The 13512-nt window shown below is 64.5% G+C and carries 12 protein-coding genes; 10 read left to right on the top strand and 2 right to left on the bottom strand.

Features of this window, described 5'->3' with window-relative positions; translation table 11 throughout:
• Positions 1-9 precede the first annotated feature (9 nt).
• The 9 genes from EV686_RS12975 (at position 10) to EV686_RS12935 (ending at position 9880) form a co-directional block, all read left to right on the top strand.
• Positions 10-1446, top strand: coding sequence for an FAD-binding oxidoreductase (locus EV686_RS12975; RefSeq protein WP_132477367.1), 1437 nt, complete (start codon positions 10-12; stop codon positions 1444-1446).
• A 104-nt stretch (positions 1447-1550) separates the two neighbouring features.
• Positions 1551-2258, top strand: a complete 708-nt coding sequence (locus EV686_RS12970; protein ID WP_132477366.1) for a hypothetical protein — start codon at positions 1551-1553, stop codon at positions 2256-2258.
• A gap of 120 nt (positions 2259-2378) precedes the next feature.
• Positions 2379-2885: a sigma-70 family RNA polymerase sigma factor gene (locus tag EV686_RS12965; RefSeq protein WP_132477365.1), complete on the top strand. Its 507-nt coding sequence runs from the start codon at positions 2379-2381 to the stop codon at positions 2883-2885.
• The gene (locus EV686_RS12960; RefSeq protein ID WP_132477364.1) at positions 2872-3888 is read left to right on the top strand and encodes a FecR family protein; all 1017 of its coding nucleotides are present in this window, start codon (positions 2872-2874) and stop codon (positions 3886-3888) included. Before EV686_RS12965 ends, EV686_RS12960 begins: the two co-directional genes overlap by 14 nt.
• A 135-nt stretch (positions 3889-4023) precedes the next feature.
• Entirely contained in the window at positions 4024-6549 is a 2526-nt protein-coding gene (locus tag EV686_RS12955) for a TonB-dependent siderophore receptor (protein ID WP_132477363.1), read from the top strand.
• Positions 6550-6563: 14 nt separating this feature from the next.
• Entirely contained in the window at positions 6564-7730 is a 1167-nt protein-coding gene (locus tag EV686_RS12950; RefSeq protein WP_132477362.1) for a YncE family protein, read from the top strand.
• A 316-nt stretch (positions 7731-8046) separates the two neighbouring features.
• Positions 8047-8658: a superoxide dismutase gene (locus tag EV686_RS12945; RefSeq protein WP_132477361.1), complete on the top strand. Its 612-nt coding sequence runs from the start codon at positions 8047-8049 to the stop codon at positions 8656-8658.
• Between the two features lie 258 nt (positions 8659-8916).
• Positions 8917-9069, top strand: coding sequence for a hypothetical protein (locus tag EV686_RS12940; RefSeq protein ID WP_207901769.1), 153 nt, complete (start codon positions 8917-8919; stop codon positions 9067-9069).
• Position 9070: 1 nt separating this feature from the next.
• Positions 9071-9880 (top strand): class I SAM-dependent methyltransferase, encoded by an 810-nt coding sequence (locus EV686_RS12935; protein WP_132477360.1) that lies wholly within the window; start codon positions 9071-9073, stop codon positions 9878-9880.
• Between the two features lie 23 nt (positions 9881-9903).
• On the opposite strand, the gene EV686_RS12930 is transcribed toward EV686_RS12935, so the two are convergent.
• Complete coding sequence (locus tag EV686_RS12930; protein ID WP_132477359.1) at positions 9904-10809, bottom strand: DMT family transporter; 906 nt, start codon at positions 10807-10809, stop codon at positions 9904-9906.
• 115 nt (positions 10810-10924) lie between these two features.
• Positions 10925-11785: a DMT family transporter gene (locus EV686_RS12925; protein WP_132477358.1), complete on the bottom strand. Its 861-nt coding sequence runs from the start codon at positions 11783-11785 to the stop codon at positions 10925-10927.
• 186 nt (positions 11786-11971) lie between these two features.
• On the opposite strand from EV686_RS12925, the gene EV686_RS12920 reads away from it, so the two are divergent.
• Entirely contained in the window at positions 11972-13360 is a 1389-nt protein-coding gene (locus EV686_RS12920; RefSeq protein ID WP_132477430.1) for an aminotransferase-like domain-containing protein, read from the top strand.
• The last annotated feature ends 152 nt before the right edge of the window (positions 13361-13512 follow it).

The raw sequence follows: 13512 nt of genomic DNA, 5'->3' as shown, positions 1-13512 counted from the left end.
CCACACGACATGCAACAAGCCCTTATCGACTCATTGCGCGGCAGCTTCCAGGGACGGCTGCTGCACGCCGAAGACGACGTCAAACCCTTCCTGAGCGACTTCCGCAAGCGCTGGACCGGAACCACCCTGGCAGTCGTGCAGCCGGACAGCACCGAAGACGTCGCCGCCGTCGTGCGCTGGTGCGTCAAGAACAACGTCACCATTTATCCCCAGGGTGGCAACACAGGCCTCGTGGGCGGCAACATCCCCGACAGCGCGCACACGCCCAACATCGTGCTGTCCCTGCAGCGCATGAATCGCATCCTGGAGGTCAACCCCTACAACAACACGCTCACGGCGCAAGCCGGAGCCGTGCTACAGCACGTCCAGGAAGCCGCCGCCAGGGAACAGCGCCTGTTTCCCCTGAGCCTCGGGGCCGAAGGCAGCTGCACGCTGGGCGGCAACCTGGCCACCAATGCCGGCGGCATCCAGGTGCTGCGCTACGGCAACGCCCGCGACCTGTGCCTGGGCCTGGAAGTGGTCACGGCCGACGGCGAAATCTGGAACGGCCTGCGCGGACTGCGCAAGGACAACACAGGCTACGACCTGAAGCACCTGTTCGTCGGCTCGGAAGGCACGCTGGGCATCATCACCGCGGCCACCGTCAAGCTGTATCCCCAGCCCGCCGCCCAGATGACGGCATTCGCCGCCCTGCCCGACGCGCAAAGCGCGGTGCGCCTGCTGGCCCTTGCGCAACAGCAGCTGTCCGCAAGCCTGACCGCGTTCGAGCTGATCTGCGGCGCATCCGTGCAACTGGTGCTGAAGCACGCCCCGCAGATGCGCAACCCCGTCGCCACCGACGCGCCCTACTACGTCCTGCTGGAATCCAGCGATGCCGAGGGCGAAGCGCATGCCGCGGAACGCTTCGAACACCTGATGTCCACGGCGTTCGAAGACGGCATCATCCTCGACGCCGCCATCGCCTCGTCGCTTTCGCAATCGGCCACGTTCTGGCAGATCCGCCATCACCTGCCCGAAGCCCAGGCGGCCGACGGCGAGAACATCAAGCACGACATCTCGCTGCCCATTTCCAGCATCCCCGAATTCATCGAACGAGGCGCGGCTGCCGTCCAGTCCAAACTGCCCGGGGGGCGCATCTTCGTCTTCGGCCACCTCGGCGACGGCAACCTGCACTACAACGTGTCCGCCCCCGCCGGTTCCGACGCCGCCGCCTACCAGGCCATGCGCGACAACGAAAAAACCATTTCGCGCGCGGTCTACGACGTCGTCACCCAGATGAACGGTTCCATCTCCGCCGAACACGGCGTCGGCCAGTTGCGCGTCTCCAGCATCGCCCACTACAAGTCCCCGCTGGAAATCGCCATGATGAAGCGGATCAAACAGGCGCTGGATCCCGACAACCGCCTCAACCCCGGTCGCGTGATCGCGCCCCCTCATTCCTTATAGTCTGTAACACACAAACCCGCCGACAAGCACGACAATAAGCGCATATTCGGCGGCATCAGACATCTCGGCCGCCCTCATCAGCAAAGAAAGAGGCTGCTCCCACTATGCAACGTATTCTTCGACCAGCACTGCTCGCCGCCTGCCTGCTAGGCGCCGCCGCGACGCATGCCGCCACGGCCACATTCTCCGCCTCCGGCGCCAAGGATGCCGCCGTCGTCATCGAAACAGCCCAGGACAAACTGCGCGCAGGCACCGAGCCGGACAAAGGCGGCTACCTGATCGCCCGCGACCAGCGCATCTACGCCGTCTCCACCGCCGGCGGCCGCCAGATGGTCATGGACGCGGTCCAGATGCTCCAGCTCGCCAAACACACCGGCGGCGCCATGGGAGGCAAGCTGCTGGACCTGGACAAATACACGCGCGATATCAGCGGATTCGTACGCCTGACCGATACGCAACGCAAGGAAACCGTCGGCGGCATCTCCGGCAGCGTGCACGAACTCGTCTATACCGACGGCAACGGCAAAGAGCGCATGGTCGAAGTCGTCATGACACGCAATTCCGCCTTGGCGGCCATGACAGGCCGGCTCCTGGAACTGGCGCAGACCATCCATGCGGTCGCCGCCAACACCGGCCAGGAAGGCGTCGAGCAACTGACCCAGGAAGTCCGCTCCCGCAAGCTCGGCCTGCTGCGCTTCGGCAACGACCTGACCCTGCAGCGCCTGGATACGACGGCCGTCGCGGACAATCGATTCGCGCTGCCCCAGGGCGCATCCAACCTGCAGCAGGCACTGCCCGGACTGTTCAAATAGTGCCGATCCAGGGCATTCTCCGTTCATCGATACCGGCCGGATGGCGCCAGGGCATGCCATTTGTGAAAATGAGAATGATTTGTAATAATGCTCGTTTTCTATTCCCGCCGGCCCTGCTTCATGCCTGTCCGCCCTCCGCCCAAGAAAAGCTGGCTTGCGCAGTACAGCAATCTGCTGCACATCTGGCGGCGCAAAGGCAGCGCGCACGATGACGCCCAGGATGCCGTGCAGGACGCAGCCGTCAGGATTCTTGTCAACGGCGACGGCACGATCAAGGATCCGCGCGCCTATCTCTCCCGCAGCGCCGCAAACGGCATGGCGGGCCGGCACAGGCACCGCAAGGTGCTGGACATGCTGCCGCTGCATGCCTTGGCCGACCACGATCATCCCGTCACCGACTCCGCCGAATCGTCCGCCCGGACGCAGGAACTGCACGATGCGCTGTGGCTGGCCCTGTCCGAGCTCCCGCTTTCCTGCCGCCAGACATTCATCCTCCATCGCCTGGAAGGATGGACGCACACGGAGATCGCCGAAGACATGGGCATCTCGCGCAGCATGGTCGAAAAGCACATGACACGCGCATTACGGCATCTTCACGAGCGACTGCAGCACTATGCGCCATACTGACCACAGCCTCGGCCCCGGAGACGCCCAGGCGCAAGAACTCGCCGCCCGCTGGTTCGCCCGCATGCATTCGGGCGAAGCCACCCGGGAGGACCGGCAAGCCTTCGAAGCATGGCTGACCCAGGATCCCGAGCATGGCCGCCACTACCGCAACCTGGGCGTTTTCTGGGACGCCACGCTGGACATTCCGGAAGACAGGCTGCGCAGCCTGATGGCGCCGCCACCCGCCGCATCCATTCCCGCCATGGCCGCGACAGGCCGTTCTCAACTGTCGCGCCGCCTGTTCATGGGCCTGGCGGGCGGCTGTGCGCTGGCGCTCATCGCAACCGCAGGCCGGTCCTTCTGGCGGGACCCCGTACGCTACCAGGCCGAATTCGCCACCGCGCAGGGCGAACGGCGCCAGATCTCGTTGCCCGACGGCTCGCTGATCGATCTCAATACGGCGACGCGCCTGACGGTGAAACTGCAGGATTCGCGCCGGGAAGTACTGCTGCACCAGGGCGAGGCCCTGTTCACGGTAAGCTCCGATCCCCAGCGCTCTTTCGTGGTCGACGGCGGCCTGGGCACCGTGTCTGTCATCGGCACCCGGTTCAATGTCCGTCGCGAACCCGCCCAGATGCAAGTCGTAGTGGAATCGGGCTCGGTCAGGGTCCGCAGCGGCCATTGGTGGAACGCGCAAACGCACGATCTCGTGGCGGGTCAGGGCATCGGCCTCGGGGATGGACCCGGCCTCGGCGTTCCCTATGCCGTCAATGCGTCGAATGCACTGGCCTGGCAGCGCGGCAAGATCATCTTCGAGAACCAGCCCCTTGCGCAGGCCGTCAAGGAAGTCAATCGCTACCTGGAACGTCCTCTGCTGCTGGAGCCCGGCGACCTGGCGCAATACCGCATTGCCGGCGTATTCGATATCGACCGACCCGAATCCATCCTGGACGCGCTGCCGCTCATTGCACCCGTGGCGATCCAACGTTCTCCGACCGGAACCGTCCTGCTGCGGGCGCGCTGACTGCATGGGATCCGCTCCATGCAATGAGCCTCCGCCCGATATCGCCCCGGAAAGATACATTTTATTTCTAAATTATCCTCATTCTCATTGTGGTTCACACCCTTCTCGCGCATCTGCCTGTTGAGGAGCCGCGCCATGTCGATATGGCGTGGGCCTGTCGTGCCGGCCGCCAGGCCGGCTTCCAACCAGAACAGGATCGACCAAGTGAACCATATCTGCACGAAACCGCATGAGGCGGCCATGCTTTCCAGAAGCAACACCCGCTCGGGGCGCAAGCGTATTTCCGCATTGCTGATCGCGCTTGCCGCGTCGTCGGCCCTGATGCCGCCGCTGGCCGCGGCGGAGCAGGACGCGCCGCGCCAGATCCGCATCGCGGCCCAGCCCCTGGGCAAGGCATTGCTGCAACTGGGAGAGCAGACTTCGCTGCAGATTTTCTACGCGCAGGAGATCGTCGACGGCCTGATGGCGTCCGCCGTATCCGGCAGCCTGCCGCCTGAGGAAGCGCTGGCGCGCCTGCTGCGCGGCACACCGCTGACCTACCGGCGCAACGGCGACACGATCACGCTGTCACGCCAGGATTCCGCGACGCAGCTCGACCGGATCACGGTCACCGGCCAAGCCGACGATACAGTCCAGGTCAAAGGCTATGTCGCCACCTGGACGACAACAGGATCCAAGACCGCCACGCCCATCCTGGAAATGCCGCAGACCGTCAATGTGATCGGACGCGAAGAAATCGAAGCGCGCGGCGCACAGAGCATTATCGAGGCCACCCGCTACACGCCCGGCGTGATTCCCACGTTCGGAGACAGCGACAGCCGCGGCGACACGCTGCAGAGCCGAGGCTTCTATCTGCGCCACAATTACAATGGCGCGCGTCTGCCCTACGGCGCCCACAGCTTCGCCATGCTGCGCATGGAGCCCTACGGCCTGGAGCGCATCGAAGTGCTGAAAGGCCCGACCTCCATGCTGTACGGGCAAAGCACGCCCGGCGGCCTGGTCAATATGGTCAGCAAGCGCCCGGTCGCCGGATCCCTGCGCGAGGTGCAGGTGCAGGGCGGCACCCACAAGCGCCGCCAACTGGGCCTGGACATCTCCGAACGCTTCGGCAGCGACGACCAGTTCGGCGTGCGCCTGACGGGCCTGGCGCGCGATGCGGACGGCGAAGTGGATTACGGCTATGACAAGCGCGAGTTCATCGCTCCGTCGTTCCAGTGGAAGCCGAGCGCGGATACGGAACTGCTGGTGTTCGGCCACTACCAGCGCGACCGCACCATTTCCGATTACGCACCCCTGCCTGCGGCAGGCACCCACCTGCCCAACCCCAACGGCGAATTTCCCACCAACCGCTATCCCGGAGAGCCCGATTTCGACGGATACGAGCGCAAGCAGGCGGCCGTTGGATACAAGTTCACGCATCGCTTCAACGACACCTGGCGGGTGGAGCAATCCGGACAATGGTCCCGCGTCGAAGTGGACACGACCGCCAGCCCGGGCTATATGCTGGATCCCAGCCAGCGCTTCCTGTCCCGCGTCGCCTCGCACGGCAAGGGCGACGCGGACACCATCAACCTGGACACCAACCTGCAGGCCGTCTTCAATACCGCCGGGCTCGAGCATACGCTGTTGCTGGGCGTGGACTACCTGCACATCGACAACACCTACAACTTCGCGTCCGGCCTGTACGGCACGCCGCTGGATCTGTACGACCCGCAGTACGGCCAGCCCGTTCCCGACCTGATTCCCCGCATCGACTACCGCCAGAAGCGGGAACAGGTCGGCGGCTATTTCCAGGACCAGATCCGCTACGGCCGCTGGTTCGCGACGCTGGGCGGCCGCTACGACCGCTCTTCCGCGCGCACCCGCAACCAGTTGCCGGCACCGTCGTCTGCCACGCAGACGGACACCGCCTTCACCGGACGCGTCGGATTGGGCTATCGCTTCGACATGGGACTGGCGCCCTACGTCAGCTACAGCACTTCCTTCGAACCGCTGGATGGCTCGGACTACTTCGGCGAAATGTTCAAGCCCATGAAGGGCCGCCAGATGGAGGCCGGCATCAAGTACCAGTTGCCGGACGGAAATAGCCTCGTGACCCTGTCGGCTTTCGAGCTGGTGCAGCGCAATGGACTCACACCGGACGAAAGGCCCGGACACACGGGCTTCAGCGTACAGACGGGCGAAGCGCGGTTGCGCGGCGTGGAGCTGGAAGCCAAGGCCAGCCTGAACGACAATCTGGACCTGGTGGCCTCCTATGCCTATAACCAGTCCAAGGTCACCAAGGCCAACGCCAATGCGGGAGGTGTATCCACCGAAGGCAATGAACTCGTCATGGTGCCGCGCCAGCAGGCGTCGCTGTGGCTGAACTATCAATTCGCGCAAGGGCCGCTGCAAGGACTGTCCGCAGGCGCCGGAACACGCTACGTTGGAAAGAGCTACGGCGATGCCGCCAACACCCAGCGCATCGCTGCGCACACGCTGTGGGATGCCGCGCTGAACTATGATTTCGGCCCGCGTTCGCCCGCGCTCGACGGCCTGAGCCTGCGCCTGACGGCCAGCAACCTGGCCGACAAGCGCTATGTCGGCTACTGCCAGGGTCCGCTCCAATGCTACTTCGGCCAGGGCCGGGTCGTGCTGGCCACGCTGCGCTATCGCTGGTAAGACGGGAGAAACGCATGACATCCGTATTCCGGAAGACCCGATCCCGGCCAGCCGGCCTTCGGCTGGCGGCGCTTCTTGCGCTGGCGCTGTCATTGGGAGCCTGCGCGCCGGTCACGCAGATTGCGACATCCTCCACAGAGGCCGCGACGGTACGCCAGACCGAGCTGGCACGCAATCTCTATGAGCTAGCCTACAGCGACCGGCAGTCCGCATTGTTCGTCGTCTCCGCCGGATCCGGCCGGGTAGAACCCATCGTACCGCCGCGCATCTACCGGCTGAACCCGGAAACACTGGAAGCGCAGGCGCACATCGACTTGCCCCGCATGGGCACCGGCCTGGCGCTCGATGACGGGAACGGCCGCCTGTATGTGAGCAGCCCGCTGGATGCGTCGGTATCCGTCCTGGATACGCGCAGCAATGCACTGGTGGCGACACTGCAGCTGGCGCAGGGCAGCACTGATGCGAAGGGCGTGACGCGCTATCCGCACAAGCTGCGCAAGCTGCTCGTGGACGCGCCGGGCAAGCGCCTCTACACGCTGGGCGCAGGCCTGCGCGACAGCGCGCTGTATGTCGTGGACACGCAGTCACTGCAACTGGTGAACGTTGTGCCCGGCCTGGGCACATTCGCCACCGGGATCGCGCTGGATCCGCAGGGAAACAGGCTCTATGTCTCGAACATGGAAGGCCGGATCATCGTCCTGGACGCTCAGTCGCAGCAGCGGCTGCAGGAGTATCCCGCGCATGCCGACCAGCCGCTGAACCTGGCGTTCGACCAGGAACGCGGCCACCTGATCCTCACGGACCAGGGGCAGGCGGAAATGCGGAAAATCCAGCAGACGGAAGTTCCCGGCTTCGTATCGCAGGGAGAGGGCAGCCGGGTCGTCATCCTGGATGCGCGGACGGGCCGCCTGGTGCATAGCGCCGCCGTGCCCGAGGGTCCGCTGGCGTTGCACCTGGACGCCGCGCACGGCCTCCTGTATGTGACGCACCGGCTCGCCGGCACCGTGTCTGTGCTCGACAGCCGCACGCTGTCGATGCTGCATTCGTATGCGCTGCCCGAACATCCGAACAGCCTGTCCATGGATGCGTCCGGCAGTACATTGTTCGTGACCGTCAAGAATGACATGACGACAGGCAGGCTGCGCGATGAAACCGTCGCGCGCATTCCCGCGCCACTGTGATTCCTCCCGGCAGCCGTGAAGAACTCCGGCCGTATCGGCCGGAGCTTCTCCGCCACAATACGGGGGCACCTACGGTGCCGTATTTAAAATTTGCCTCGCTTGACCTCGCCCTGAAGGGCGAGGCTTGCGCATAGGCTCGTGGTCAAACATGGAAACAGAGAGAATCGAGCATACGGGAACGGTTTCTAATATACTGCATGCAAGGTTCCCCGCCTCTTCAGGCATTGCGCCGCAAGCGGCCCGGAAGTGAACCATGATGCATCGCTGCAGGCATGAGCGATGCATCCTTTCCTTTGTTGTCATTCGGAGAATTCAGATGAGCTATACCCTGCCAGCCCTCCCCTATGCTTACGATGCGCTGGAACCCAACATCGATGCACAGACAATGGAAATCCATTACACCAAGCATCACCAGACCTACATCAACAATCTGAACGCCGCGCTGGAAGGCACCGACCTGGGCGGCCAGCCGGTCGAAGCGCTGATCAGCAAGCTGGACTCCCTGCCAGCCAATATCAAGACTGCCGTGCAGAACAATGGCGGCGGCCACGCCAACCACAGCCTGTTCTGGACCGTCATGTCGCCCAAGGGCGGCGCCCCCGAAGGCAAGCTGGCGGCAGCCATCGACGCCGACCTGGGCGGCCTGGACGCCTTCAAGGAAGCCTTCACCAAGGCTGCGCTGACCCGCTTCGGCAGCGGCTGGGCCTGGCTGAGCGTCACCCCCCAGAAGAAGCTGGTGGTGGAAAGCACCGGCAATCAGGACAACCCGCTGTTCACGTCCGGCAACACCCCCATCCTGGGCCTGGATGTATGGGAGCACGCCTACTACCTGAAATACCAGAACCGCCGCCCCGAGTACATCGCTGCGTTCTACAATGTCATCAACTGGGCGGAAGTCGCTCGCCGCTACGAAGCAGCCCTGGCCTGAATGATGCGGGTTGCCGCCTGACGGCAACCCAGCCATGACGCGTGTGTTCAAAGCCCTGCAGAACCCCCTGCGGGGCTTTTTCATGTGTCCATTGGAAGAGCATACCCACAAAAGAGAATAATTCCTATTTATAATATTCTTATTCACTCTCTGGGATGGACTTCTCCATGGCCGGCGACACTGGCGAAACACAAGAGATCCCCGCAGCAAGCTTGAGCCGTCCGCCCATCGGCGCTGCCGTGGCGGCGCACGCAGTCAGTGACACGTTGCGCATTCCGCTGGCGGCTCGCCGCCGCCCATCGCGTGATGGAAGGCTACGGCTTGCCATATTCGTTCCTCGGACCGCTGTCCAGGCTGTTGTTGCGCGTGCCTTTCTACGCGCTCTACGAACTACGAACCAATGATGAATGATATGCAGACAAACGCAATCCGCTTCAACAATGGCGCCGCCTACGAACGATACATGGGCAAGTGGAGCCAGCTCGCGGGCGCAACCTTCCTCGATTGGCTCTCTCCGGAGCCGACCCGGCAATGGCTGGACGTAGGCTGCGGCAACGGGGCCTTCACCGAATTGCTCATCGAACGGTGCAGCCCGGCGTCGGTGCACGGCATAGACCCATCCGGAGAACAACTCGCCTACGCGCGTGGGCGCCCCGCATTGCGGACCGCGCAGTTCCGCGTAGGGGATGCCATGGCGCTGCCCTACCCTGATGCCACATTCGATTTGGCAGTGATGCCACTAGTTATCTTCTTCGTACCGGATCCGGCCAGAGGCATCGTCGAGATGGGCCGAGTGGTTCGTCCCGGCGGCACTGTGGCCGCTTACGCGTGGGACATGCCCGGCGGCGGTTTTCCCTATGAAATGCTGCTGGCGGAAATACGCGGGCTTGGCATTGCCGTGCCAGCGCCGCCAAGCCCCGACGCATCGCGAATGAACGTCATGCAGGATTTATGGGCTGGCGCCGGACTGGTCGAAATTGAAACGCGTGGCATAGACGTGCGGCGCACGTTTGCCGATTTCGCCGACTTCTGGGAAACGGCGCTCGGAGCGCCAAGCGTCGGACCGACGCTTGCAACCATGGCGGACGACGACCTGGCCACGCTCAAGACCCGGGTGCGTGACCGCCTCCCGGCGGACGCCTCCGGCAGAATCACCTATGACGCCCGCGCCAATGCGGTAAAAGGACAAGTCCCGAAGCTGCGTGCCGCCAACGCGCACTGATCACACACACCGGTGGCAAGCCGTCAGGCGGCCATCAGCAGCATGCCCACCCCGGCGATGATCAGCGCGATGCCTGCCCATTCCCTGCCCGTCGCCCCCTGGGAGAATACGCGGTACGAAAGCGCCTGGGCGAACAACACTTCCAGCAACCCCAGCGTGCGCACATTGGCCGCCGAAGTCAGGGCAAAGCCCAGGAACCATCCTTGCGAAGCGGCTGCGCCCAGCAAACCTCCCCAGATCGAAACGCGCCAGGCGGCCAGGCAACGCCGCAACAGATCACGACGGAACAGCAGCATCCACAGGGCCAGCATCACCACCTGCATGCCCAGGGACCAGACCAGGCTCCATGACGCCTGCAGGAAAAACGGCCCCTCCTCCAGCGACAGGATGGCCCCCCGGAAACTGACCGACGCCAGGGCGAAGCCGGCGCCCGAGACCAGGCCCAGCACAGTGGGGCGCCAGCCCGCCGCGCGCGCCTCGTGCGCCATGCCTGTGCGGACCGACATCAGGATCACGCCGAGGGTCGCCACCACCACGGCGGCGGCCCCCATCAGAGTGAAGGGGTCGCCCAGAATGGCGAAGCCGAAGACCGCCACCTGCACAGGCTCGGTCTTGGTCCAGGCCGTCACCACTACGAAGGCCCGGTCGCGCATGGCGGCCAGCATCAGGGCAGTGGCGGCAATCTGCACCACGGCTCCCGCCGCCACATAAGCCAGGAAAGGCCCGTTTACGCCAGGCAGCGGAGTGTCCGCAATGCCGGCGGCCACCGCCAGGAACAGCAGTGCGAAGGGAAAGCCGTAGATGAAGCGGACCTGAGTCGCTCCCAGGGTACCCAGCGTCTGGGTCAATCCGCGCTGCACGGCATTGCGCCCCGCCTGAGCAGCGGCGGCGAAAATCGTTGCGGGAACCCAGAGCCAGGCGAGATCCATACTGTGTCCGTAGGGTAGCGAAAAAAGTCGCGGCCGGCATTTGCCGGCCGAAGGTCGCAGTATAGATCCACGCCAGGACGAAGTCCCCGCCGCCGACTGCGCGAGGATCAGGCTCTCACGCGAATCGCTTGGCGCCCGCCACGCATGCCACCGTTCCCAGCGTCACCAGCAGCATCGACCCGCTCACCGTCTCGTTCAGCAACACTGCCGCCAGTGCCAGCCCGAAGAAGGGCTGTATCAGCTGCAGCTGGCTCACCGCCGCGATCCCGCCCAGGGCCAGCCCCCGGTACCAGAAAATGAAACCGATCAGCATGCTGAACAGGGATACATAGGCCAGGCCGAACCACGCATCCGGACGGATGCCGGAAAACGACGCCGGCATGAGCCAGAAAGCCAGGGGAAGCATGATGGGCAAGGCCAGCACCAGCGCCCAACTGATCACCTGCCATCCGCCCAGCACACGCGTCAATCGCGCGCCTTCTGCGTAGCCCAGGCCGCATACGATGCAGGCGCCCAGCATCAGCAGCCCGCCTTCCAGCGACGCGTCCGCGGTTCCTTGCGCCGCGAACGCGGCGACGAATGCGCTGCCCAGCAAGGCAAACAGCCAGAACAGCGGACGCGGCCTGTCGCCCGCGCGGACGACCCCGAAAATGGCCGTGCACAAAGGCAGCAGGCCCAGGTAGACCAGCGCATTGGCGGAAGTCATGTGCAACAGCGCCAGGGCCGACAGCAGCGGAAATCCAAGCACCACGCCCAGCGACACGACCGCCAGCGCGGGCAGCATTTCGCGCCCGGGCCTGGGCTGACGCAGCATCAGCAGCATCCACAATCCCAGAATACCGGCGATGGTCGCCCTTGCCACGGTGAGAAAAACCGGATCGAAATCCAGGACAGCCACGCGGGTCGCCGGCAGCGATCCGGCAAATATCAGGACCCCGGCAAAACCATTCCACCAGCCCCGCGTCGTCGTTTCCATTGAATCTGTTCCATGAATGAAAAATATGCCCCCACGCTGCGCCTTCGGCTTGCGCCTCACCTCGCGGCCTGCATGCAGTTCACCACGGAAGACACCCGCCGCGCCATGCACAATACAGTACAATTTTCAGAAACTGTTATGCATATTTCAGCAATACAGTCATATCGCCGCCAGGAAGTCACCGCCATGGCCCAAAGCCCGACACGCATAGAAACGGTCATGCAGACCATCCAGTCCAGGATCACCTCGCGCACCTACCCTCCCGGGACGCGCCTTCCTTCCGTACGCGCCCTGGCCAAGACACTGGGTTTCTCGGTCTCCACGGTCGTCGAGGCCTACGAGCGGCTGGCGGCGGAAAACGTCATCCGCGCCCGCCAGGGATCCGGCTTCTATGTCTGCGGCCCCATGCCGCCGCTGGCGCTGTCGGACATCGAGCCGCGCGCGGACCGCGCCATCGACCCGCTATGGGTATCGCGCCAGGCGCTGGAAGCCGGTCCCGATACGCTGAAGCCGGGCTGCGGCTGGCTGCCCGACGACTGGATGTACGAAGCCGGCATGCGCCGCGCCCTGCGCAGCCTGGCGCAGTCCCGCAACGCCAGGCTGGTGGACTACGCCACGCCGCAGGGCCTGCCCGAGTTGCGCCAGCTGCTGGCGCGGCGCATGGCCGCGCTGGATATCGAGGCCCCGCCCCGCCAGATCCTGCTGGCGGATTCCAGCACACAAGCCATCGACCTCATCTGCCGGCTCCTGCTGGAACCCGGGGACACCGTGCTGGTGGACGACCCCTGCTATTTCAACTTCCATGCCCTGCTGCGCGCCCACCGCGCCACGGCCACCGGCATTCCCATGACTCCTTCCGGCCCGGACACGGCCGCCTTCGAAACGGCACTGCGCCAGCACAAGCCCCGCCTGTACATCACGAATTCCGGCATCCACAATCCCACCGGCGCGATCCTGTCGCCGCTCACGGCCCACCGCCTGCTCAAGCTGGCCGACAGCGCCGGGCTGATCATTGTGGAAGACGACATCTTTGCCGACTTCGAAATCCATCCCGCTCCCCGTCTGGCGGCATTCGACGGCCTGTCGAACGTGATCCACATCGGCAGTTTCTCCAAGACCGTTTCCGCCTCGCTGCGCTGCGGCTACATCGCCGCCCGCGCAGACTGGATCGACCAATTGACCGACTTGAAGATCGCCACCGCTTTCGGCGGAGGCCATCTTGCCGCGGCAGCCATGCTGTCCACCCTGACCGACAGCGGCTACCGCAAGCACCTGGAGGCCCTGCGCAACCGGCTGGCGGCCGCCATGGAAACCGCCGTTGCGCGACTGGGCAGGCTGGGCATCGTCCCTTGGCTCGTCCCGCAAGCCGGCATGTTCCTCTGGTGCCAGCTCCCTCACGGCATCGATGCCGCCGGCATCGCCCGCGCCTGCCTGAAGCAGGGCGTCGTGCTGGCGCCGGGCAACGTCTTCAGCCAGTCCCTGAGCGCAAGCGGATTTCTACGCTTCAATGTAGCCCAATGCGGCGACGAGCGCATCTTCAGCGTATTGTCGCGGACGCTGTCCCAGGCAGCATAGCCAGGCGTCCAGGACGAGCCCGCATCGGCTCTTCCATCCCTCGGCCCGCATACGCCCGGAGTCCCCTGGCGTCACCATTTTCGACATGCGGTTATTCCGTGGTTCCGCACCCCTCCCCCATAAAATGGCGGACGTCGCTCGCGCACATGAGC

It is taken from the genome of Paracandidimonas soli (assembly GCF_004342005.1).
Classification (GTDB): domain Bacteria; phylum Pseudomonadota; class Gammaproteobacteria; order Burkholderiales; family Burkholderiaceae_B; genus Paracandidimonas; species Paracandidimonas soli.
This window is presented reverse-complemented; position numbering and strand designations above follow the sequence as displayed.

Excerpts from the sequence above, each read along its gene's own strand:
- EV686_RS12975 (WP_132477367.1), top strand. The coding sequence starts at position 10 with ATGCAACAAGCCCTTATCGACTCATTGCGCGGCAGCTTCCAGGGACGG.
- EV686_RS12970 (WP_132477366.1), top strand. The coding sequence starts at position 1,551 with ATGCAACGTATTCTTCGACCAGCACTGCTCGCCGCCTGCCTGCTAGGC.
- EV686_RS12965 (WP_132477365.1), top strand. The coding sequence starts at position 2,379 with ATGCCTGTCCGCCCTCCGCCCAAGAAAAGCTGGCTTGCGCAGTACAGC.
- EV686_RS12960 (WP_132477364.1), top strand. The coding sequence starts at position 2,872 with ATGCGCCATACTGACCACAGCCTCGGCCCCGGAGACGCCCAGGCGCAA.
- EV686_RS12955 (WP_132477363.1), top strand. The coding sequence starts at position 4,024 with ATGTCGATATGGCGTGGGCCTGTCGTGCCGGCCGCCAGGCCGGCTTCC.
- EV686_RS12950 (WP_132477362.1), top strand. The coding sequence starts at position 6,564 with ATGACATCCGTATTCCGGAAGACCCGATCCCGGCCAGCCGGCCTTCGG.
- EV686_RS12945 (WP_132477361.1), top strand. The coding sequence starts at position 8,047 with ATGAGCTATACCCTGCCAGCCCTCCCCTATGCTTACGATGCGCTGGAA.
- EV686_RS12935 (WP_132477360.1), top strand. The coding sequence starts at position 9,071 with ATGCAGACAAACGCAATCCGCTTCAACAATGGCGCCGCCTACGAACGA.
- EV686_RS12930 (WP_132477359.1), bottom strand. The coding sequence starts at position 10,809 with ATGGATCTCGCCTGGCTCTGGGTTCCCGCAACGATTTTCGCCGCCGCT.
- EV686_RS12925 (WP_132477358.1), bottom strand. The coding sequence starts at position 11,785 with ATGGAAACGACGACGCGGGGCTGGTGGAATGGTTTTGCCGGGGTCCTG.
- EV686_RS12920 (WP_132477430.1), top strand. The coding sequence starts at position 11,972 with ATGGCCCAAAGCCCGACACGCATAGAAACGGTCATGCAGACCATCCAG.